Annotated in this window: 20 protein-coding genes; 19 read left to right on the top strand and 1 reads right to left on the bottom strand. The window is 71.2% G+C overall.

Going from position 1 to position 21,024, the window contains the following annotated elements:
• Nucleotides 1–47: 47 nt before the first annotated feature.
• From OIU81_RS40940 to OIU81_RS40850, 19 genes are all read left to right on the top strand, one after another.
• Nucleotides 48–761, top strand: coding sequence for a hypothetical protein (locus tag OIU81_RS40940; RefSeq protein ID WP_329156035.1), 714 nt, complete (start codon nucleotides 48–50; stop codon nucleotides 759–761).
• The gene (locus OIU81_RS40935) at nucleotides 754–1,167 is read left to right on the top strand and encodes an STAS domain-containing protein (protein WP_329156033.1); all 414 of its coding nucleotides are present in this window, start codon (nucleotides 754–756) and stop codon (nucleotides 1,165–1,167) included. The genes OIU81_RS40940 and OIU81_RS40935 overlap by 8 nt, the downstream gene beginning before the upstream one ends.
• 119 nt (nucleotides 1,168–1,286) lie before the next feature.
• Nucleotides 1,287–3,095, top strand: coding sequence for a glycoside hydrolase family 15 protein (locus OIU81_RS40930; protein ID WP_329156032.1), 1,809 nt, complete (start codon nucleotides 1,287–1,289; stop codon nucleotides 3,093–3,095).
• Nucleotides 3,096–3,297: 202 nt separating this feature from the next.
• Nucleotides 3,298–3,705 (top strand): hypothetical protein, encoded by a 408-nt coding sequence (locus tag OIU81_RS40925; RefSeq protein WP_329156030.1) that lies wholly within the window; start codon nucleotides 3,298–3,300, stop codon nucleotides 3,703–3,705.
• 26 nt (nucleotides 3,706–3,731) lie between these two features.
• On the top strand, nucleotides 3,732–3,992 hold the full coding sequence (locus OIU81_RS40920) for a helix-turn-helix domain-containing protein (protein WP_329156028.1): 261 nt from the start codon (nucleotides 3,732–3,734) through the stop codon (nucleotides 3,990–3,992).
• Entirely contained in the window at nucleotides 3,989–4,600 is a 612-nt protein-coding gene (locus OIU81_RS40915) for a DUF6624 domain-containing protein (protein ID WP_329156026.1), read from the top strand. Before OIU81_RS40920 ends, OIU81_RS40915 begins: the two co-directional genes overlap by 4 nt.
• Entirely contained in the window at nucleotides 4,597–5,517 is a 921-nt protein-coding gene (locus OIU81_RS40910; RefSeq protein WP_329156024.1) for an endonuclease/exonuclease/phosphatase family protein, read from the top strand. The genes OIU81_RS40915 and OIU81_RS40910 overlap by 4 nt, the downstream gene beginning before the upstream one ends.
• A 48-nt stretch (nucleotides 5,518–5,565) precedes the next feature.
• Nucleotides 5,566–6,585, top strand: a complete 1,020-nt coding sequence (locus OIU81_RS40905) for an endonuclease/exonuclease/phosphatase family protein (RefSeq protein WP_329156022.1) — start codon at nucleotides 5,566–5,568, stop codon at nucleotides 6,583–6,585.
• The gene (locus OIU81_RS40900; protein WP_329156020.1) at nucleotides 6,582–7,490 is read left to right on the top strand and encodes an endonuclease/exonuclease/phosphatase family protein; all 909 of its coding nucleotides are present in this window, start codon (nucleotides 6,582–6,584) and stop codon (nucleotides 7,488–7,490) included. The genes OIU81_RS40905 and OIU81_RS40900 overlap by 4 nt, the downstream gene beginning before the upstream one ends.
• A 98-nt stretch (nucleotides 7,491–7,588) precedes the next feature.
• Nucleotides 7,589–8,374, top strand: a complete 786-nt coding sequence (locus OIU81_RS40895) for a hypothetical protein (protein WP_329156018.1) — start codon at nucleotides 7,589–7,591, stop codon at nucleotides 8,372–8,374.
• Between the two features lie 197 nt (nucleotides 8,375–8,571).
• Nucleotides 8,572–9,825 (top strand): hypothetical protein, encoded by a 1,254-nt coding sequence (locus OIU81_RS40890; RefSeq protein ID WP_329156017.1) that lies wholly within the window; start codon nucleotides 8,572–8,574, stop codon nucleotides 9,823–9,825.
• A gap of 171 nt (nucleotides 9,826–9,996) precedes the next feature.
• A complete protein-coding gene (locus OIU81_RS40885) occupies nucleotides 9,997–11,544 on the top strand; it encodes a condensation domain-containing protein (protein ID WP_329156015.1) in 1,548 nt (515 codons plus the stop codon).
• 56 nt (nucleotides 11,545–11,600) lie between these two features.
• Nucleotides 11,601–12,623 (top strand): NDP-sugar synthase, encoded by a 1,023-nt coding sequence (locus OIU81_RS40880; RefSeq protein ID WP_329156013.1) that lies wholly within the window; start codon nucleotides 11,601–11,603, stop codon nucleotides 12,621–12,623.
• Nucleotides 12,620–14,155 (top strand): amino acid adenylation domain-containing protein, encoded by a 1,536-nt coding sequence (locus tag OIU81_RS40875; RefSeq protein WP_329156012.1) that lies wholly within the window; start codon nucleotides 12,620–12,622, stop codon nucleotides 14,153–14,155. The genes OIU81_RS40880 and OIU81_RS40875 overlap by 4 nt, the downstream gene beginning before the upstream one ends.
• A 40-nt stretch (nucleotides 14,156–14,195) precedes the next feature.
• Nucleotides 14,196–16,091 (top strand): thiamine pyrophosphate-dependent enzyme, encoded by a 1,896-nt coding sequence (locus tag OIU81_RS40870; protein ID WP_329156010.1) that lies wholly within the window; start codon nucleotides 14,196–14,198, stop codon nucleotides 16,089–16,091.
• The gene (locus OIU81_RS40865) at nucleotides 16,088–17,233 is read left to right on the top strand and encodes a 3-dehydroquinate synthase family protein (RefSeq protein WP_329156009.1); all 1,146 of its coding nucleotides are present in this window, start codon (nucleotides 16,088–16,090) and stop codon (nucleotides 17,231–17,233) included. Before OIU81_RS40870 ends, OIU81_RS40865 begins: the two co-directional genes overlap by 4 nt.
• Nucleotides 17,230–18,267, top strand: coding sequence for an N-acetylglucosamine kinase (locus OIU81_RS40860; protein ID WP_329156008.1), 1,038 nt, complete (start codon nucleotides 17,230–17,232; stop codon nucleotides 18,265–18,267). Before OIU81_RS40865 ends, OIU81_RS40860 begins: the two co-directional genes overlap by 4 nt.
• Nucleotides 18,264–19,076: an inositol monophosphatase family protein gene (locus OIU81_RS40855; RefSeq protein WP_329156006.1), complete on the top strand. Its 813-nt coding sequence runs from the start codon at nucleotides 18,264–18,266 to the stop codon at nucleotides 19,074–19,076. The genes OIU81_RS40860 and OIU81_RS40855 overlap by 4 nt, the downstream gene beginning before the upstream one ends.
• A 22-nt stretch (nucleotides 19,077–19,098) precedes the next feature.
• Nucleotides 19,099–20,439 (top strand): hypothetical protein, encoded by a 1,341-nt coding sequence (locus tag OIU81_RS40850; RefSeq protein WP_329156005.1) that lies wholly within the window; start codon nucleotides 19,099–19,101, stop codon nucleotides 20,437–20,439.
• Here OIU81_RS40850 and OIU81_RS40845 read toward each other — a convergent pair.
• Complete coding sequence (locus tag OIU81_RS40845; protein WP_329156004.1) at nucleotides 20,423–20,977, bottom strand: NUDIX hydrolase; 555 nt, start codon at nucleotides 20,975–20,977, stop codon at nucleotides 20,423–20,425. The two genes, OIU81_RS40850 and OIU81_RS40845, sit on opposite strands and share 17 nt — an antisense overlap.
• Between the last annotated feature and the right edge of the window lie 47 nt (nucleotides 20,978–21,024).

The following is a 21,024-nucleotide window of genomic DNA, read 5'->3' as shown; positions in this document are numbered from 1 at the left end:
TTGAGATCCCCTCGCCCGGTGGCCTTCCAGCCTCCCAGGAGAAGCACGTGCCGCACCTCGCCCTCCCCGCCGCCGCACACAAGGCCCCCGCCGTTGACCGCGGGCGGGCGGAATCCCTGCTCTTCATCGCTCCCTATGCGGACGAATCCATCAGCGACGTCAAGGTCCTCTTCGACGCACACGGCCGAGTCCGCTACGCCGACGAGCGTCCCAGCGACCGGTGCGTCGACGGATACCTGTGGGAACGGTGGGAGGGAACACAGACCGGCGGACAGCGCTGGTCCGAGCACCACCCCGAACGGCAGCGGCACGTCATGAGACAGCCGCCCAGATGCGGCGGCTGCTCCGGCGGGGCGGACCTGAACGAACGCGGGATGCTCTGGCTGCTGAACGCCAACGCCGGCACCGAGCAACTGACCTTTCCACGCGACATCATCACGGCCACCCCTCCGATGTGCGTGCCGGATGCGCACCGAGCTCTGCGCTTCTGCCGCGTCCTGCGCGAGGGGTTCATCGCCGTTCGCGCCCGGGTGGCCGAGCCGATCGGCGTCAAAGGCACCGTCTACTCCCCGTCGGCGCCTCCCCAGGAGGACCAGCTCGTCCTGTTCGACGACAGCCGCATGGACCGGGTCGTCGCTCGTCAGGTGATCCTCAAGCTCTACGACGCCGAACAGGACACGACCCCCCTCCCGGCTGGCGACGGGGAGGGGCACGACCGCCTTCAGCCTCACGACGCACTGGTCGGCAGGCGCCATGGCTGAGCCGGACCAAGAACCGCAGACGGTCCGCCTCGGGCACGCCTGGCTGACCTACACACAGCGCCGTCCGCACACCGTGCTCACGCTCGGAGGCGAGTTCTTCGTCTACGAGGCGCCGAGCCTGCGCACGCATCTGGCACAGGTGATCGGCGAAGACGACGGGGACCTGATCCTCGTAACGCGGGACGTCACGTACTTCGACTCGACCTGCATCGGCGCGCTGATCAGGTCGATGCAGCAACTGGAACAGTCTCCCCAGCGAGCCCTCCGCATCGTCGGCTCCGGCGTGATGGCCAAGATCCTGCGTCTGACCGGCCTGGCGAACGTGATCGACCTCCACGCGACGGTCGCCGACGCCCACCAGGCGGCCGGCACCACGGCGGCCGCGGCCCGCGCCGCGCCGGTCTGACCACGGCCCGCCGTCCGAGCCCGCGCACCGGGGCTCAGCACCACCCACCCGACATCACACCCCAGCACGCCAGGCCCGTCCCCCGTGGCCTGCGTGCACCCGCACCGAACGGAACTTCTATGTTGGCCACCCGGCGTATCGAGGACTTCGGACTCGTCAGCGACATGCAGACCGCCGCCCTGATCGGCAGCGACGGGACGGTCGAATGGGCCTGCTTGCCCCGCTTCGACTCCCCCGCGATCTTCGCGAACCTGCTCGGCGACGAGGACAACGGCTTCTGGCGCATCGGCCCGGCCGGAGAGACGAGCCCGGTGTCCACCGACCGCCGCTACCGCGAGGACACCCTCGTCCTCGAGACCCGGTGGGTCACCGGCTCCGGCATCGTGAAGGTCATCGACTTCATGCCGCCCCGGGAGGACGGCGCACCGCAACTCGTCCGCATCGTCGAGGGGATGAGCGGCCGAGTGCCCATGGCCTCGCGGCTCCGGTTGCGGATGGACTACGGCTCCGTCGTCCCCTGGGTGGAGACTTGGGGCGATCGCACCCAGGCCGTCGCCGGACCGAACGCTGTGTGGCTGGACACCACGGCTCCCACGTACGGCGAGGACCTGACGACCTGCTCCGACTTCACCGTCACCGAGGGAGAACGCGTCACCTTCACCCTCACCTGGCACCCCTCCCATCTGAGCCCGCCTCCTGCACCGGACGCCGAGGAGGCGTTGCAGGTGACGGAGGAGTTCTGGACGGACTGGGTGGGCCAGTGCATCTACGAGGGCCCGTACCGCGAGGCCGTGGTCCGCTCACTGATCACGCTGAAGGCGCTGACCTACGCCCCGACCGGCGGCATCGTCGCCGCCCCGACCACCTCCCTGCCCGAGGACCTGGGCGGCAGCCGCAACTGGGACTACCGGTTCTGCTGGCTGCGCGACGCCGCCATCGCCCTCTCCTCGCTGCTGCGCACCGGCTACCGGGCCGAGGCCCGTGACTGGGCGGGGTGGCTCGTCCGGGCAGTGGCCGGCGACCCGGAGAAGCTCCAGATCATGTACGGGATCGCCGGTGAACGCCAGCTCCCGGAGAGCGAACTGGAGTGGCTGGGCGGATACGAGGACTCGCGCCCGGTGCGCATCGGCAACGAAGCCGCGGGCCAACTCCAACTGGACGTGTACGGCGAAGTCGCTGAAACCCTCCACCGCGCCCGCCAGGCCGGACTGCCCGCCGGCCCCGCCGACCACCTCCAGATCAAGCTGATCCACTTCCTGGAGCAGCACTGGATGGAGCCGGACGACGGGATCTGGGAAGGCCGTGGCCCGCGCCGCCACCATGTGCACTCCAAGGTCATGGCCTGGGTGGCCGTGGACCGCACGGTGCAGCTGATCGAGTCCGGAGCCGTGGACGGCCCGCTGGAGCGATGGAGGACCCTGCGCGAGACGATCCACCGCGACGTCTGCGAGCGCGGTTTCGACGCGGAACGCAACACCTTCACCCAGTCCTACGGCTCCAAGGAACTCGACGCCGCGACCCTGCTCATCCCGCAGATGGGCTTCCTGCCCCCGGACGACCCTCGGGTCATCGGCACGATCGAAGCCATCCAGCGCGACCTGACGACCCCCGACGGCTTCATCCTGCGCTACGCCACCGCAGGTGACGAGGTAGGGACCGACGGCCTGAGCGGCGACGAGGGCGCCTTCCTCGCCTGCAGCTTCTGGCTCGCCGACGACCTCGCCATGATCGGACGTCCCGACGAAGCCCGTGAACTCTTCGAACGGCTCCTCGGGCTGCGCAACGACCTGGGACTGCTCGCCGAGGAGTATGACTCCAAGCGCAAGCGCCAGGTCGGCAACTTTCCGCAGGCGTTCTCCCACGTCGGACTGCTGGACACGGCCCTCACCCTCGCGCGTACGTTCGCCGCGGTGGGGGTGGCGGCGTGAAGGTTCTCCCTCCGCTGAGCGGCGACCACTGGTTACGCATATCCGTGGCGTTGGCGCGTCTTCTGCTCACCTGGCGGGCGCCGCTTCCGGGCTTCGGCGATGCCGGCCCGTTCGCCACCTTCAGCACCCCCGCACGCCACGAGGCCCAGCACGGTCGCTGGGCCCGAGGGCTCCGGCCGGTCGGGGGCACGGCGTGAGGGCCATGACTCAGCCGTCGTCCGCCGCCAACCGGCAACTGAGCTCGCTACGACGAGTCCAGCTCGACACGGCCCTTCGGAACGTCCAGGGGGAGAAGCGGTTCGGCCTCTACGTCCTCGTCAACTCCGAGCAGGATCCCGCTCCCCGCCTCGCTGTCGTGCAGGCCCTGGCCACCAGGCGGCAGTGGACCGTGGCAACCCGCGCCATCGACCACACGGGGCCCACCGACCCGGCTATGCGCCCCCAACTGGCCCGACTGCTCACTGCACTTCGGCAACGAGAGATCCACGGCATCGTCGCCGCCTCCCGAGTCGACATCAGCGACGACGACCAGGAGTACGAGGCGATGCTCCACCAACTGCGAACCCTGCACGCCGGGCTCGCCCTCGCCTGCGAGGAAACCCTCCTGTGACATCACCGAGAACGCATGGAGCAGCGATGACGACGCAGACCCCGAAGCCGAACCCACCCTCCAGCCCCCTGGATCTCCCCTCCATCGACACGAGCAAGAAACTCACCGGGGCCCCCGCGAAGACGCTCGTGGCCGCCTATCGCACCCCGGATCGCAAAGTCACGATCCGTGAAATCTGCGAGACGACGACCCGTTCCTACGGCGCCATCCACTCCCCGCTGAGCAACGCCGGGGCCACGAAACGCGGCCGTAGGCCGACAGTTGCCTCCGGACCGGTGGCACAGTGAGCGGGCCGCACCAGCCCGACCCGAATCACGTCGCGTTCGCCGGCGAGCTGCTGAGCCGGGCAGAAGCCACCAGAGAGCAGTGGCGCACGCCCGGAGCCGAACGGGTCCGCATGACGCCGGAGGCCCTCGTGGCCGTCCATCAGACCGAGCGCGACAACTCCGCCGGGCTGCACCGGATCGTGGAGCGCTTGGGACGGTGGCCGGGCCGCAGCATCGTGGGTGAGAAGGCCTGCCAGGCGGCCGTGACTCTCGCGGTGCACTGCGACCACGACCCGGCCTTCCAGCAGAGGCTTCTGCGCCTACTCCAGACGGCCGTGCAATCCGGTGAAGCCACGAGTGCCCAGCTCGCTCACCTGCACGACCGCTGTCTCGTCAACGCCGGGCAACCCCAGGTGTACGGCACCCAGCACTGGTACCGCGACGACGGCGAGCTCGAACCGCATCGGATCGCCGACCCTGCGCAGCTCGATACCCGCAGGGCCAGTTTCGGCCTGCCGCCGTACGCCGAGCAAGCCCGCCACCTGCGCGAGCGCCACGGGCCGCTCGGCTCCTTATCGATCTCCGCAACTGCGGAGCCCATCCCCCTGTCCGAAAGGCACGCGGCATGAACGCAAGCACCATCACCGCGCTGAACTGGAATGTGGAGAAGGGCATCAACTGGGAGGAGGCCGCTGCCTGGGTCCAGCAGCAGGCCCCGGACATCCTCTTCCAGCAGGAGGTCCAGCCCGGACAGCTCGACGCCCAGGCCGAGCGCCTGGTCATGGACGGGTACATCGCCGTCCACCGGCCCGGCAGCAACAACGACAACGGCATCTTCCTCAAGCGCGGTGGTCCGCTCGCCTTCGTGGAGGAGTACGAGCAGAGCTGGGCACCATGGCACGCCCCGGCCAACATCGCGGTGAAACTGCGCGACGACGACGGCACGCTCAGCCCCCGGCAGATCAGCTGCGTCAGCGGGCACGCCTGCTACTGGTCCCCCGAGCACCGGCTGACCGAGGCGAAGTGGTGCTCAACCCTGGCCAAGCCCGGTTGGCTCGCCGTCCACTTCTGGGACTGGAACAGCTACCGCACCGGGGAAGGCGGCCCCTGGGACGGCTACACGGATCACGCCTTCGTGGCGAACCGCACCTACCACGAGGCCGGCCGCCGCCACACCGACGACCGGCCGGACCGCGAGCTGCTCGCGGCCGGATATGTCGAGATGGCCCGCCACGCGGCGCAACGCCTTGACCAAACCGACGCGCTGAACGCGTCCTCCGGCTACCGCGACCACCCCGGCCGGCCGCCAGGCCGGAGGTACTGCATCGACCGCGGATACCTCAGCGCGGAACTCTCCCCCGCCCTGACCCGCTTCACCGTCTGCGACACCCCCGACCTGCGTCGGCTGTCCGACCATCTGCCCCTGCGAGCCGAGTTCGACGTCGCGGAACTGCGCACGATCCTGCACCGGCCCGCCGCGACATATCAGCCGCACGACAACCGGCGCGCCCCCGTACCCGAGCCCACCGCCAGCGCGACGGCCTGACCGCCAACGCCCCACCCCCTGCTCCACAACGGACCACAAGGAGGACCCTTGCCCACACCTGCGGCGCTCGACGAGTACGACGAGCCGGTCGTGCGAATCATCACCCTCAACCTGGAGAAGGACGGCGGAGAAGACCACGAGAACGGCGAGCACCCGCACAGGTGGCGGGCTGCCCACGAGGAGCTCCTCGCGCCCCGGCGCCCCGACGTGATCCTCCGCCAGGAAGCCACCTACAGCCACCTCCACGACCAGCGCCGCCTCCGCGCGGCAGAGGGCATCCTCGGGATGAGGGGCTTCCTCAGCCCGAACGGGTCGGGCCGCAACCCCACCGCCCTCTTCCTGCGCCCCGAGACTTTCCCGCAGGCCCAGCGCCTGGAGCAACTGCGGTACTGGCGGACGCCGCCCACCATCGTCGTCACCCAGCTCGCCGAGGTTCCGGAAGTCGACGTGGTCGTCACCTCGTGGCACGCCGCCTTCAACTCGCCCCGCGGACGGGAACGCGAAGCCGAGGAACTCACGGCCCTCGCCGACAAGATGAAGAAGGGGACAGCGTTCGTCGGCGGCGGGGACTGCAACGAGTATCCCCTTGCCCATGGCGAGACGGTCGCGCACATCGACTGGGCGAGCCCAGACGTCACGGACCGGGCCCACATCCGGCACCGCACCAACGCCGGGCCCGGCGGGACCCGCGTCAGCTGCACGTACCTCGACGACACCCTGCTGGGATGCGGTCTGCACGATCCAGCCCGATACGCCGCCCACGAGCTGGGGATGGCCGACGCGCTGGATCCCACCGCCGGACACGCAGCCGAAGGCCAGGGCGGCGGGCGACGCATCGACCGGATCTACCTCGACCCCTGGATGGTGCAGGCGGTCCTCGCGGCTCGCGTTCTGGACACCACGGGGCTTTCGGACCATCACGCGGTCGAAGTCGTTCTGTCGCGCCGCAAGTTGGCTGAGGCCCTTCGGCGTGAGTTCGCCTCGCTCCCTCCCAGCTCGGCTCTTACCCACTCCGCGGACGCGGGCGCCCCGTCAACCACCAGCCCGGAAGGGATGGCTCACGCATGAGCACCGCACCGCTGACCCTGCTCAGCTGGAATTTCGAGAACAACGGCAAGAAGGACCCGGCCCGACGGCAGGCCGGTGACGAGCTGCTGAAATCGCTCAACCCCGACCTCGTCTTCCGCCAGGAGCTCTGGGACGCCGACGAAAACGGCCGCACGGTCTTCAACGCGCAGGCCCGCGCGCTCGGCATGCACGGCGAACTCGGCGACGGCTCCTGCACCGCCGTGTTCATCAACCCCAAGCGGTTCTCCGTCGTGCGGGACTGGACGCAGAGCCGGGGCCCCCAGTTCGTACTGCCCCCCACCGCCCTCACCCTCCGCTACGAGGAAGCCGGCCCCGACGCACTCCCCTTCATCGCGGTGTCCTACCACCTCAACTACGCCAGCCCCGCCCAGCGCCTGCTGGAAGCCGAGTGGCTGACCACCTGGGCCGACAAAGGGTGGACCACACCCGACGGCACGCGCGTCACCCTGCCCGCGGTCTTCGCCGGGGATAACAACTCGTTCCCGGCCCCCGGGGCAGACGGGGACCCGGCGCTCCCGGAACTGCTCGCCATCAAGAACGCTCCGCACCGCCTCCACCGCTCGTATCCCGGCCCGGACGGCGCCCGCGTGCCGGACACCCGCCCCGATGCCGCTCTGTACACGGCGGGACTCGAGGACGTGGCTCGCTACTGGGCAGCCACCCAGAACGGCACCGCGGCCGCAGTTTCCCGCACCGTGGACGCCTGCGACACCCACGGGCCCGACAGCCGCATCGATCGCGCCTACGCCACCCCCGAACTGCTGCCCGCGGTGGACGAGGTCGACGTGATCGAGGTCGACGCCGACCTGTCCGACCACCACATCCTGCGGATCCGGATGAACGCCGGACGCCTCGCAGAGATCCTCAACCGCGCAGCAGCGTAGAACGCCCACGCCAGGCCACGCATCCGGCTCACGTGAGCAGCCCCTCCGGGCCGGATGCGTGGCCGTGGGCACCTCGCATCACCACCACAGGAGTGACCTTGCTGGACAAGACCGCAACCCCCGAGGGACGCCCCTCGGCCGGGGTCGCCACGGCGCTGGGCGTGCTGGACGGCTGGCGCGCCATGAGCTGGGCAGACGTGGCCGAAGCTGCCGGCCGCGCCGCGCACCTTCTGTGGAACGACTGGAACTGGTCCGGCGCGTTCGAGCTCCTCGCGGCGCACGACCAGGCCGCGGTCCTCCACGCCCTGTCCGTCGGACACCGGGTGCACTCCGAGCCGCGCAGCCGCCTGGGGCCCGACTTCTGGCAGTCCCGCGTGGACGAATTCCGTGCCGAGGCCGCGTACTCCACCGCCCTCCTGGGCGGCACCAGCCTCATCAGCGACAGATCTCGGAAAGCGATCGAGGCAGTGCACCAGTGGCAGCGGCTCCGCGCGCTTCCCTCCGCCTGGCAGGACGAGGTCCTCGAAAGGCTGTCGCCGGACCGGAGATACAGCTGGCGAGCCGATCCTGCTCCAGCGCTCCCCTCGCTCGACGAGGCCCTGCGCCACGCTGAGGCCGCCGCCTCCAACGGCACGCCACCGGTGCCGGGCGACGACCGATGGCTGCTGGCCGGTGAGCGAGGACAAGACCTCGTGAGCCGCCTTTCCCGTCTTCCGGAGGGATGGCAGACCGAGGCGGTGCGGCGGATGGCCGACGGTGTCACCCCGCTGACCGCGGTCTCCGACGCTGCGCAGTCCATCAACATCGTGCGGGTCTTCGGCGTCTACATCGCCTGGAACGCCCCTTCCCCGCCCCACACGTCCAGGCCCGCGCCGCGCGCCTGATCTCTCTCGTGCCGCCACGCCACTAGATCCCGTCGGAGCCCGTCATGGTCGGTCCCTCATTCGAGCAGCCGCCAACCCTCTCCTCTCGCAGAGCCAAGCCCGCGTACACAGCGGGCAGCGGCACACCGAAGGCGCCCGCGCGCCAGAGGATCAAGCTGCCCAATCGCTTGCTGGAGGACGCCGTCCAGCGTTCGGGCATGTCGTACAACGAGGTGGCAGCAGCGGTCCGGGAGATGGCGGCGGCCGAAGGACAGCACCATGTGGCAACCGACCGGACCCGGGTGGGGCACTGGATCAACGACGGAGGCCAGCCGCAGGACCCCGTCCCTCGGTACCTGGCAGCGATCTTCACCAAAGCCCTGGGCCTCACCCGGCCTTTGACCCCCGCGGACCTCGGTTTCAAGGACGCCGTCGGTGAGGCGGCGCCGGCAGCCACTGAGCCCGCCTTCCCGACGCCGGTCCTCGCGGCGTTGGGGGCCACGCCCGAGGAGGCGCGTGCCTACGCGCAGACGGCAACCATCACCGATTTGAAGCCCGGGGATCTCGAGGACCTCGAACTGTCCGTACACCAGCTCGCCGCCAGCTACTCGGCCAAGCCCCTGGCAGAACTATGGGTGGAGGTAGACCGATGCCGGAAGCGGGCCCACAGCCTCCTCACGCACTGCCGGCACACGCTGCGGGAAGGCCGTGATCTGACCCGGCACGCCGGGATGCTGTCGATCATCCTCGCCTGGATCGCGCACGACCTCGGGGAGGACAACCTGGTGCAGGCCTACTGCGACGACGCCTGGGCCCAGGGGATGGAGGCCGACGCGCTCGACGTGTGCGCCTGGTCCGAGGACGTACGGTGCACTCACGCTCTGTACGCTGGCCGCCCCTACGATGCCTTCGCCGCCGCGGCACGCGGACTGTCTGTAGCACCGCCGGGGGCCCGCGTCGCGCTACGCCTCACCGCTCAACTGGCGCGCGTCAACGCGCGGCTGAACAACCGCTCGGCCTTCACCGACGTGATGGCCCGAGTCCGCCCTCACAGTGAGCAGTTGCCCCTTCATCGCAGCGGCCTGTTCGGTCTCGACGCAGCCGTTCTCGCCTCCTACGAGGCCTCCTCACGCATTTGGCTCGGCGACCATGAGGAAGCGATCACCGCAGCGCAGACAGCCATCGAGTACTACCGAGCAATGCCACGCCCTCAGCTGGCACCGACCCGGCTGGCCATCGCCCACCTCGACCTGGCGCTGGCCCACACAGCCCTCGGCGATCCAGACCAAGCCGTGGCCGCTGCTCGCCAGGCACTCGCCAGCAACCGCATCGTCGACTCCGTGCGGCGGCGCAGCGAGCACCTGGAACACCGACTGCGGCTGCGCTACCCCGAGTTGCGCGCCGTGCGCGACTTCAGCGAAGAACTCCACGACCAGCTGTCGCGTGACACGCCCACGCCCCGTTCCGCATGAGTGGCGCAGCGCGTGGCGCGGGGATCGCGACAGCTGGCCCGCTGGTGGCGCTACAGCCCGCTGGGGTCAACTGCTCGCGACGCCGGCGCCCCGGAGCGCGGCGCCTCACACACGTCAGCGGCCTTGGTCGATCCGAGCGCCGTTCCAGAACCTAGGACCGAGGGGTGGACGATGGCGGACGACAGCTCTGCCGCACCGAATGAGTTCGCCGCTGTCGTCCTGCGGGCGTGGGCGCACAGCCTGGACGGCGGCTCCTTCAGCGACGATGACGACTTCTTCGCCTGCGGCGGGGATTCCCTCACCGCTCTGGCGGCGGCAAGCGAAGTGGCCACGGCGACCGGTCTCGACATACCCGCGCTGTGGCTCTACGAGAACCCCCGCCTCGAAGACGCCGTACGGGCGCTGGCCGCCGCCGCCGAAGGCGGTCTGGCCCCGATCGATCCGCAGGAGCGGGCGGGAGCACACCCGCTGTCCTTCCAGCAGGAGGGGCTGCTGCAGGTGATGGACCACATAGGTGCGGACCACCGTTACCAGGTCGCCTACGCCTTGGAACTCCCGGACAGTGTCGACGAAGGACGGCTCGTCGCAGCCATCACCCGTCTCGCGAGCCGACACCCTGCCCTGACAACTCAGATCACCGGCGCCGGCGAGCTCGCCCGGCAGGAGGTCACCGGCGCCGGTGAGCTGGAGCTGGAGCCGTTGCGCGCTATGTGCCCGGACGATGCAGTGGCCGCCACGAAGCTGTGGGCGGCGGCGTCCGTGATCAATCTGGACGATCCGCTCGCCCGGTTCGCCGTGATCGGCTCCGGATCGCAGCGTGTCCTGGCGCTGGTCGCCCATCAGATGGTCATGGACCCCTGGTCGTGGGGCCTGCTCCTACGCGACCTGGCCGTCCTGTACGACGATCCGGATGCCGGGGGCGGCCCCGCCCTGGCCTACTCCGACTACGCGCGCTGGCAACGCCGACATTTGTCGGACGCCGCGTACGAGCAGCACCTCGGCCACTGGCGCCGGACGGCGGAGGCGTATCCCTCCGGCGGAGTGCCGCTGCCCGGACCGCGAGGCGAAGTCCCTGCCGCCGGACCGGCCGCGCGCCTCCCCCTCGCTGTCCCCGCCGAGCACGCCCAGGCGCTGCACACCGCCGGCCAGATGATGGGCGCCTCCCTCTTCGAGGTACTCCTGAGCCTGTTCCACCTCGCGCTCGGCCGGTGGGCTGGCACCTCGGACATCCTCGTGGCCAGCGCCACGGCCAGCAGGACACGCCCCGGGAGCGAGAACATCGCCGGGTTCTTCGTCAACGGCCGCTTCACCCGCACCGCTCTGGAGGACCTGCGGACCTTCGGGGACCTGATCGGTCACGTCCGAGACCGCTGGCGCGCGGGAGACCGTCACCGCGAACTGCACCTGGAGAAGGTCCTGTTCGACCTCGGCCGCCCGGACATGGCGAACATCAAGTTCTCCGTGAACGCGATCCCGACGCTGACCGGCCTGACGCTGGCCGGAGAGCGGCTGCGCTTGGTGTCCGTGCCGGGGGCCCGCAGTGCCCGACGGCACATCAGCGTCGGCCTAGCACCGGATGCCGGAGGCGGCCTGTCCGGAGCACTGACATACCGCACGGACCTCCTCGTCCCGGCACAGGTCCGGGCGCTGGCGCAGGAGTTCTCGACGCTGTGCTCCTCCGCCGCCCACGCGCCAGCGACCGCCCGGATCACCCGCTAGCTCCCCGAGCCGCGCCCTCCATCGCGCGGCCCTGATCTGTAGAGAAGGACATCAGGATGAAGGCGCTGGTACTGGCCGCCGGCCAAGGCAGCCGGCTCGGCCGGTGGACGCCCGCTCTGCCCAAACCCTTTGCTCCGGTGGCCAACCGCCCGGTGCTCGCCTGGGTGCTGGAGCACCTGGACACCGCAGATGTCGAGGAGATCGGCGTCATCGTGCCCGGCAACTCCCTGGCCCTGTACGAGCAGGCCTTCGGCACGCGCACCGTCGCGGGCACGCCGGTGACCTGGCTTCCCGAGCACATGCCGCTGGGCACGGGTGGCTGCCTGCGCGATCAGGCAGCGTTCTTCGCCGGGGCACCGGCCGTGATCGTGCCCGCGGACATCATCTCCAGCGTCGACCTGCGCGTCCTGATCGCCCATCACGCCCGGACGGGCGCGGCGGTGACGGTGGCGGCGGTGCCCCGGGACGGAGAGGTGTGGCAGGGCGATGTCCTGGTCCCGGATCCCGACGAGCCAGACCGTGCTGCCGCGTACGCGTTCAAACCGCAGCCCGGCTCCGGGACGCGGCTGGGGTCCACCGGGGCGTGGCTCGTCGACCCGGCGGTCTTCCCTCACATACCCAAGGGCCGGTTCTGCGACTTCTCCAGCGAAGTCCTCCCCCGACTGACCGGCCTTGGGATGCCTCTCGGCCTGTTCGACGCCGGCGCCGGGGTGTACCTGCGAGACATCGGCACCCCGGCGAAGCTGCTGACCGGCAACCAGGAAGCCGTACGCGGGCTCACGCCCGCCGCACCGCGCCCGCTGTCCGGCCCGGCTCCGCTCATAGGTGACGGCGCCAAGGTCGATGACCAGGTAGCAATCGGGCCGGGGGCCCGGATCGGCGCCGGCACGAGCGTCGTCGGCCCCTCCGTCATCGGGGCGAATGCCGAGATCGGCCCCGGAGCGGTCGTGACGGCATCCGTCATCCTCCCCGGCGGGCGCGTCTCGGCCGGGTCCCGCATCGAGGCGGAGGTCGTCGGGACGGGCGAGCAAGCCCTCCAGGCGCTGCTGGACTACGCCCCCTTCGGAGGCACACGGTGAACGCCCGGGCACGTCTGGCCGGGCGGCCGTGGCCGGGCGTCGCCGAGCAGATAGCCCGCTGGTGCGCCACGGCCCCACTGGCACCCGCCGTCGTCCAAGGCGGCCGGACGTGGACCTACGGCGAACTCGAAGCCGCCGCCGGAGCCATCGCCACCGCCCTGCAGGCGCAGTTGCCCGGCCCCGGCCGAGTGGTCGCTGTGACGGGGCCCCGCGGCTTCGCGACCGTCGCGGCCTGGGTGGCGGTGCTGGCGACGCGGAGTGTGCTCCTGCCTGTCGACCCCGGGCTGGCGTCCGCGCAGAGCGCGAGGATGGTAAGCCTGGCCGGCGCCGATCTTGTCCTCGCGCTCGACGGCGCCCGCGTCCCTACAGCGGAGGGTGCGACCGTCCTGCTGCTGGACAGTGGTCAACTCGGCCCCGGCGGGGGGCTTCCCCAGGGGGAGCCACCGCAGCCCGAGGAACCGGGCTACGTGTTCTTCACCTCCGGCAGCACCGGTCAGCCCAAGGCCATCCTGGGACGCCATCGCAGCCTCGCGCACTTCCTCACGTGGCTCCGCACCGCTCTCCACGTGCAGCCCGGCGACCGGATCGGGCACCTGGCCGGCGTGGGATTCGACGTCACCCTGCGCGAAGTCCTGCTTCCGCTTTCCGCGGGCGCCACCCTCTGCCTTCCCCCGCCCGCGCCCCTGCCACCCGGCCAGGCCCTGGCGTGGCTCGCCGACAACCGGATCACGCTGCTGCACGCGGTCCCCACCGTCGCCCGCGCCTGGCTCCATGCAACCGACGGACGCCTCCAGCTACCGCTGCTGAGGGCGGTGCTATTCAGCGGGGAGCCGCTCACCGACACCCTGGTCGCCCGCTGGCGGACGCACCTGGACTACCGGGGCGAGATCATCAACCAGTACGGGCCGACCGAGACCACCCTCATCCGGTGCTGGCACCGTGTCGAAGACCCGGTACCGGGCATCCAGCCGCTGGGCCGCCCGATCCCCGGCAGCGAGGCCTGGGCGGAGGACCCCCCAGGCACACGGGTCCCTCCCGGTGCACCCGGCGAGATCGTGCTGCGCACCATGTACGGCACCAGCGGCTACCTCCGCGCCAGCGAAGAAGAAGATGCCCGGTTCACCTTCGGACCCGACGGCGAGGTCATCTACCGCACCGGCGACCTCGGGCACATGGACGCGGACGGCACCCTGCACTTCCACGGCCGTCGGGACGACCAGGTCAAGATCTACGGCGTGCGAGTCCACCTGCACGCCGTCGAAGCCGTCCTCGAAGCGCAGCCCGGCATCCACCAGGCGGCCGTGACCGCCCAGGCGGACGCCGACGGCGGCGCGCCACGTCTGACCGCCCATCTGGTTCTCGCGCCCGGATGCGACGCGATCCCCGGAGGGCTGCGCGCCGCCCTCCTCCAGGACCTCCCGGCGGCCGCCGTACCGGCCCGCTTCCTCACGGTCGACGCACTGCCCCGCACGAACTCCAGCGGCAAGCTCGACCGCTCCCGACTGACCAACCCGTCCCCGTCCGGCAGCTGACCGGACCCCTGTTGCGTACGTAGAAGAGGACTGACCTGCCATGAATCCCCCCAGCAACACGCCGACCACCACGGAGCTGAGCACCATCGCAATGGGCCTGCGGGCCTTCGTCTTCGCCGCGAACAAGCACCCCGGCGGCGCCTCCTCCGCCACCGAGGCCATCACCTCGCTGTTCTTCTCCGGCACCACGGCCCTCGCCGACGCCGGCCCGGATAAGGACCGCCTGATCTACTCCAAGGGACACGCGGCCGCGCCCTGGTACGGGGCGCTGTGGGCGCTCGGTGCGATGCCCGGAACGACCTGGCAGCAGGCGGCCGGCTTCGGGCAGGTCGGGCACCCCGTGCCACGGATGCCGGTACGCGGCGCGGTCCCGGGCATGGAAATGAGCACCGGGGCGCTGGGCCAAGGACTGTCCTACGGCGTGGGTCTGGCGCTGGCCGACCATCGCGCGGGCCGCGCCACACGGACCTTCGTGCTCCTGGGCGACGGGGAGTGCACCGAGGGCCAGGTGTGGGAGGCGGCGATGACCGCCGACCGGCTGGGACTGCGCAACCTAGTCGCGCTCGTGGACGCCAACGGCTCCGGCAGCGTCATCAAGTTGCCGCGCGAGCAGTGGGCGGCGCGCTGGGAGGGCTTCGGCTGGCGCACGATCGCGGTCGACGGCCACGACCTCGGTGCCATCACCGCGGCGCTGCGCGAGGACAGTGACCGGCCGACGGCGATCATCCTGAACACGATCAAGGGTTACGGCCTGGCCGCCGAGGTCGAGGGGTCCAACACCCTCAGCGCGGACGTGGCTGCCAAGCACCTGCCCGACTGGGACACCGCCGGGCTGATCGACGCGGCGCTGGAGGCCATCGACCGGTACTTCCCCGACGCGGCGCATCGCCGGCGCGGGCAAGCCGCCCCAGCGACCGTGCCGCCCACTCGCCCCAGCCGGGCGGAGCTGCTGTCGAGGGTGACGGGCTACGAGCCCGGTACGGCCGTGGTGGCGAAGAAGGCGCTCGGCGGCGAACTGGCCGTCGAACTGGCCGGCCTGCCGATGCTGTGGATGGCCCCCGACGCCATCCGCAACTCCGGCCTCCTCCCCCGGATGGACGAGGTCGGCTCGTGGGACTGGCACACCCCGGACGCGGACGTCCTGCAGTGCGCGATCGCCGAGCAGGACGCCGCCTCCCTCGCGGCCGGCGCCGCGAGCGCCGGTCTGTGGCCGGTGCTGTTCTCCATGGAGGGGTTCTACTGGCGGATGCTCGACCAGATCCGCGAGTCGATCGCCTTCCCCAAGGTGCCGGTCTTGCTGGTCGGCACCTCTGGCGGCCTCGGCGACCCGCTCGGACCGATGGTCCAGTCCGACGGCTGCCTCGCCGCTCTCCTGGCCATCGGCGACCTGGAAGTCTTCGAGGCCGCCGACATCAACACCGCCAAGCTCCTCGCCCTGGAGGCCCTGTCCTCGGGCCGGCCCGCCTACCTGCGGCTGCCCCATGAGGCGGTCCCCGTACGGAACAGCCTGGAAGAGCTCGCCGGCCGTCCGCTGCACGAGGGCGTGTTCACGCTCGTCGACGACCCCGACCCCGATCTCGTCATCCTGACCGCCGGCGCCCTCCGTGAGCACGCCGTCGAGGCCAGTCAAATCCTGTCCGGCCGGGACAAGCGGCGCGTCCGGGTCCTGGAGATCATCAGCACTACCCGTTTCGCCGCACTTACCCCCGGCCGCCTGCTGGAGCTGATCCCCGCCCACGCCTCCGCGGTCAGCATCCACAACGCGCCGTCCTCCGTGCTCGGCAACCTGCTGCCCCACGCCCGCGGCGGGATCGGCGAGACCCGCATCGGCGTGGACACCTACGGCATCGCCGGATGGCCCCAGGGCGCCCTGTACGAGGCCGCCGGCCTGACCACCGACGCCATCGTCGACCGCATCCGCAAGGAGTACACGTGAGCGCCCCGGCCTCCTCGTCCCGGCTGGCCGTCGACGCCGCCGACGACATCTTCACCGTCACCGCCCACCGGGCCGACACGTACCGCATCCACCTGGCTCAAGGGCTCACCACCGACGGGCTCAGCAACCATCTCGGTTCGCTCGCCACCCAGTTGGAGGCGCCAGAGATCGTCATCGTGATCGATACGGGCGCGGCCGAGCACCACCTGGGCGCCATCACCGCCGCCGTGGTGCGCACCGGGCTGCGGTTCTGCACCGTGCCGGTCCCGGCCGGGGAGCACAGCAAGTCCCCCGAAGGCCTGAACAACCTGATCCGCGCCCTGCACCACCACGGAGCGACCCGCCGCACGCTGCTCCTGGGCGTGGGGGGCGGCGTGGTGTGCGACCTGGTCACGGCCGCCGCGGCGCTCTACATGCGGGGCGTGCCGTACGCGCTGGTGCCCACCACGGTCCTGGCCCAGGTCGACGCTGCGATCGGCGGCAAGGGAGGCATCGACTACGACGCGGTCAAGAACCTGCTCGGCGCCTTCCACCATCCCGCCGGGGTCTACATCGACCCATCGCTGACCTCCACCCTCCCCGACCGGCACATCCGGGCCGGGCTCGCCGAAGTGATCAAGGTTGCGCTGATCACCGACCCCCGGCTCTTCGCGCGTCTGGAGAAGTCCGCGAACCCTCTGCCGGACGGCCAGGCGCTGACCGCAATCGTGCGCGACGCGATCGGGGCGAAGCTGATGCTGCTCGCCCCGGACCCTTTCGAGCAGAAGGACCTGCGGAGACTGCTGAACCTCGGGCACTGCGTCGGGCACCCCTACGAGGCAGCCACCGGCTACCGGATCCTGCACGGCGAAGCCGTCGCCGCCGGTACCGCGGTCGCGGCCGCGCACGCCTACCTCACCGGGGAGAGCGAGCTTGAGGACCGCGACCGCGTCCTGAACCTGCTGGCCGCCTACCAGCTGCCCGTCACCATCCCCGACGAGATGCGGGACGCCGTGTGGGACGGCATCGCCAGGGTGCGCCGGGTCCGCAACGGGCCCCTTCACCTCGTTCTCCCGCACCGGCCCGGCCACTGCTCCATCACCGACGACATCGACCGTCCCGCCTTCGACAAGGCCCTCAACGACCTGGCGGCCCGCCCATGACCCGCCCACCACACGCCCTGCCCTGGCTGCTGCTCGAAGGAGGCGGCAGCCACACCTGGGCAGCCACTGCCAACGGCGACACGATCCTCGCCACCACCGAGGGGCCATCCACCAACCCGCGGTCGGTCGGTGAGAAGCGTGCCGTGCACAGGCTCGTCGACCTCATCGATCGGGTCTGGGACGATCCAGGCACGGCCCCGATGGGCGTCGTCGCCGCGCACGGCGCTGCCTCCACTCGCGCGGCGGCCGGGGACTTCGCCGCCCTGGTACGCCGCGCTCTGTCCAGTGTCGGTCCGATGGCCGCGCCGGTGCTGGTCACCAACGACCTCACCCCTCTTCTTCTGTCCGCAAAGGGCCCGGTGTGCGTGGTCAACTGCGGCACCGGTACCGGGTTCGCCGCACGCAACGGCGCCCGCTGGGCGCGCTCTTCGGGTCTGGAGTGGCTGCTGTCCGACGAAGGCGGAGGCCACGACCTGGGCACCGCGGGGCTGCGCGCCGCTGTCCGCTCCCTGGACGGACGGGGCCCGGACACCACGCTCACCGGCCTGGCCCGCCAGTGGTGTGCCGACGGGGCCCATGCTGGAGGAGGCCTCGGAGAGGGTCTTTTCTTCCACGTCTACCGCGCGGAGGGCACCAAGCCGCTCGTCGCCTCCTTCGCCCAGCACGTCCTGGAGGCAGCCGAGGACGGCGACACCGTGGCCGGCCAGCTCGTCGAGAGAGCCGCCGCCGAACTGACTGTCGGGGCGGCCGCGGTGTGCCGGACCACCGGAATCACCACCGGCACGGACTACACCTTGTTGCTGTCCGGCTCCCTGCTGACAGAAGCAACCCTCCTGCGCGGGCACTTCATGTCCTGGGCCCACGAAAACCTTCCGCCCGCCGCCCTCCTCCAGCACACCCCCAAGGGACGGCCGGAGGACCTGCTGCACCTACGGGATCTGTGGCTGACACCGGACGCACTGACGCCGCTGGCAGCAGCGCTGCCGACCCATGCCGACCCCGCTCCTCCAGCAGCCGGAGGAACTCGCTCGTGACCACCGCCGATCCCCTACCGCTCCAAGGCCCACTGCTTGGCGCCGTGCTCGACCCGGTACTGGACAAGGCGACATCCGAGATCGATGCCTTCCGGAGCGGCCCGGAGCTCGTCCGGTTCAAGCGCAGCGTCCACGGCGGCATGGAGCCCGTCACCGAACTTGACCTGCGCCTACAGGACTTGATTACGGCCGCGCTCGAGCAGGCATGGCCCGGTCTGCCGGTCATCGCCGAGGAGGGACGCGAGAGCATCGGGCCCATCCCCGACGACTGCGCCCTGGTCGACCCGCTCGACGGCACCGCCCCCTTCCTGGAGGGTAGCCCGGACTTCGCGATCGCCGTCTGCCTGGTCCGCTCGGGACGGCCAGTCCAGGCGATCGTCGACCTGCCCGCCTACCAGCTGCGGGTGAGCGTCTCCGGTTCCGCGCTGACCGTCACGGGAGACGTCGACCGTCTCCCCACGTTCGCCCCGGACATCGTGGTGACCAGCCCCCGCCACACCGAACTGGCCGCCCGGCTGCTCCCCAGTCGGCCCGTGGCCGCCGTGCCCACGGCCAGCGTCAAGATGATCCTCGTGGCGCTCGGACGTGCCCGGGCCGCCGCATACCTTCCCGCCGCTCGCGGCAGCGCGGCGCCCTGGGACTACGCCGCCGCCGCGCTGGCAGTCCACGCCGCCGGCGGAGAAGTCCGCGACCCGGCGGGCCGCGACCTCGCCCGCACCCGGCCCGCGCGCCTCGACGGGTGGCTGGCCACCTCCCACGCCCCGCGCCCGGCCGGCGACCTCAAGCCTCTGATGCGCCCCGCCCGTTGACACCCTTCAGGAGATCCACCGCATGTCCTCCGCTCCCACCACCACCGACGGCTGGCGCGGCCTGCCCGGGCCCGGCTTCGCAGAGCCGCACCTGCTGGCCGCCCTCGACCATTGCGCCGAGCGCGACGTGCTCGGCGAGAACGTCCTGGTCGGCTACGACGGCCGCGCCGGCGCCCCCGAACTCGCCCGGCTCGCCGCCGACCTCCTGGCCGAGCACGGCATCACCGCGCACCTGGCCACCACACCGGCCCCCACCCCCGCCTGCGGCTGGCTCGTCCACCAGGCCGCCGACCTGAGCGCGGCCGTCATCATCACCGCCAGCCACAACCCGCCCGGCTACATCGGCATGAAGCTCCGCAACGCCGCCGGTCACGGCATCGTGTGGCCCCAGCCGCCACCCGGCGCCGTCCTCGACCCGGGCCGCCTGCCCCAGCGCAACCACCCCGCCATCGACGTCCTCGCCCCGTACGCCGCAGCCACCGGCGCCGCCCTCGACGAAGCCGCCACCCACTTCGACGCCGACGTGCTCCTGGACGCCGCCCACGGCGCTGTCGGAGCCCTGGCCGGCCATCTCGAAGCGGTCCGGATCCTGCGGGCCCGCCCGCTGCCCTTCTTCGCCGGCCGCACCCCCGACCCCGTCCCCCGCCCCCAGGCCGAGCAGACCGCTCGCGAACTCCTGGAACATCAGGCCCGGTCGGCGCTGCTGGCGATGACCGACGGTGACGGCGACCGGCTCGTGCTGTTCAGCCGCCGCTCGGGCTACATCGGCAGCCCCGAGCAGGCCGCAGCTTTGCTGTACGCGGGCCTGCCGGTCGACCGGCTGATCACCACGGCGGTCGCCCCGCGCATGGCGGTACGGGCGGCCAAGCGCGCCCGGCCCGGGCTACGGGTCACCGAGACGCCCGTCGGGTTCAAGCACATCGTCACCGCCTGGCAGAACAACCCCAAGCCGACTCTCGGCCTGGAACCGAACGGCGCCCTCGTCCATGTCAGCGGCAGCCGCAGCTACTTCGAGCGCGACAGCCTCGCTGCGCTGACCGCCGTCCTCCACGCGTTCCCGACCCTGGAGGCCCTGGACGACGCGGTCGCCGACGTACGGCGCGCGCACCCGCACACCCAGCTCGTGCACACCGTGCCCGAGCCGCTGACCGACGTGCTGCACCAACTGCCGAAGCTGCTGCCGGGCTGGCGGGCCGACCACTCCGGCGATCCGGTCGTCTACGACGACGGCGCGCACGGCCGGATCGCCGTACGCGCCTCGGGAACCGAACCCGCCACCCGTCTTTACATCGAGGCGCCGGTCCCGGTCGTCGAACACCTCACCCGGGCCCTGGGGGGCCCGGGGTTCAACCTGTCTGCTTGAGCAGGCCCGCCGCCACGAGTCCGGCCAGGCCCATGTCCGCGTCGGTGTACTGACCGCCGAGGAGATGGGCCACGTACTCGTCCTGCGGCAGGGTCACCGGCTCGACGAACTCCTCCGCGTCCGGGGTCGGCTCGGCGACCTTGCGGCAGTCCCGGGCCAGCACCGCGTACCGGACGTGGGTGGCGTAGGACGCCAAGAAGGTCTGCATGACGACCTCGGCCGTCCCCGCCTGGAAGCCGGTCTCCTCGAGCAGTTCACGAACGGCGGCGGCCACCACGTCCTCGTCGGGCCCGACGAGGCCGCCGGGGAGCTCGGCCAAGACCTTGCCCGGGCCGGGGCGGTACTGGCGGACGAGGATGCCCTGGTCGTCTTCGGTGAACGCCACCAGGGCGACGGTCCGGGGGCCTTGCAGGATGTCCCAGTCGGAGTCCTTGCCGTTGGGCTGGGTGTAGGTGCGGCAGCGCACCTTCAGGTAGCCGGCGGGCTCGGGGCGCTCGTTCTTCAGCGTCCACGCCAACGGGTCGCGTTCTTCAGTCACGCTTCGCACCTTATCCAACTCGCAGTGTGACAAATGATGGGGTGGTG

The sequence above is a fragment of the Streptomyces sp. NBC_01454 genome (assembly GCF_036227565.1).
GTDB lineage: Bacteria > Actinomycetota > Actinomycetes > Streptomycetales > Streptomycetaceae > Streptomyces.
This window is presented reverse-complemented; position numbering and strand designations above follow the sequence as displayed.

Excerpts from the sequence above, each read along its gene's own strand:
- OIU81_RS40870 (WP_329156010.1), top strand. The coding sequence starts at position 14,196 with ATGAATCCCCCCAGCAACACGCCGACCACCACGGAGCTGAGCACCATC.
- OIU81_RS40850 (WP_329156005.1), top strand. The coding sequence starts at position 19,099 with ATGTCCTCCGCTCCCACCACCACCGACGGCTGGCGCGGCCTGCCCGGG.
- OIU81_RS40900 (WP_329156020.1), top strand. The coding sequence starts at position 6,582 with ATGAGCACCGCACCGCTGACCCTGCTCAGCTGGAATTTCGAGAACAAC.
- OIU81_RS40890 (WP_329156017.1), top strand. The coding sequence starts at position 8,572 with ATGTCGTACAACGAGGTGGCAGCAGCGGTCCGGGAGATGGCGGCGGCC.
- OIU81_RS40880 (WP_329156013.1), top strand. The coding sequence starts at position 11,601 with ATGAAGGCGCTGGTACTGGCCGCCGGCCAAGGCAGCCGGCTCGGCCGG.
- OIU81_RS40925 (WP_329156030.1), top strand. The coding sequence starts at position 3,298 with ATGACTCAGCCGTCGTCCGCCGCCAACCGGCAACTGAGCTCGCTACGA.
- OIU81_RS40910 (WP_329156024.1), top strand. The coding sequence starts at position 4,597 with ATGAACGCAAGCACCATCACCGCGCTGAACTGGAATGTGGAGAAGGGC.
- OIU81_RS40930 (WP_329156032.1), top strand. The coding sequence starts at position 1,287 with ATGTTGGCCACCCGGCGTATCGAGGACTTCGGACTCGTCAGCGACATG.
- OIU81_RS40885 (WP_329156015.1), top strand. The coding sequence starts at position 9,997 with ATGGCGGACGACAGCTCTGCCGCACCGAATGAGTTCGCCGCTGTCGTC.
- OIU81_RS40935 (WP_329156033.1), top strand. The coding sequence starts at position 754 with ATGGCTGAGCCGGACCAAGAACCGCAGACGGTCCGCCTCGGGCACGCC.
- OIU81_RS40860 (WP_329156008.1), top strand. The coding sequence starts at position 17,230 with ATGACCCGCCCACCACACGCCCTGCCCTGGCTGCTGCTCGAAGGAGGC.
- OIU81_RS40920 (WP_329156028.1), top strand. The coding sequence starts at position 3,732 with ATGACGACGCAGACCCCGAAGCCGAACCCACCCTCCAGCCCCCTGGAT.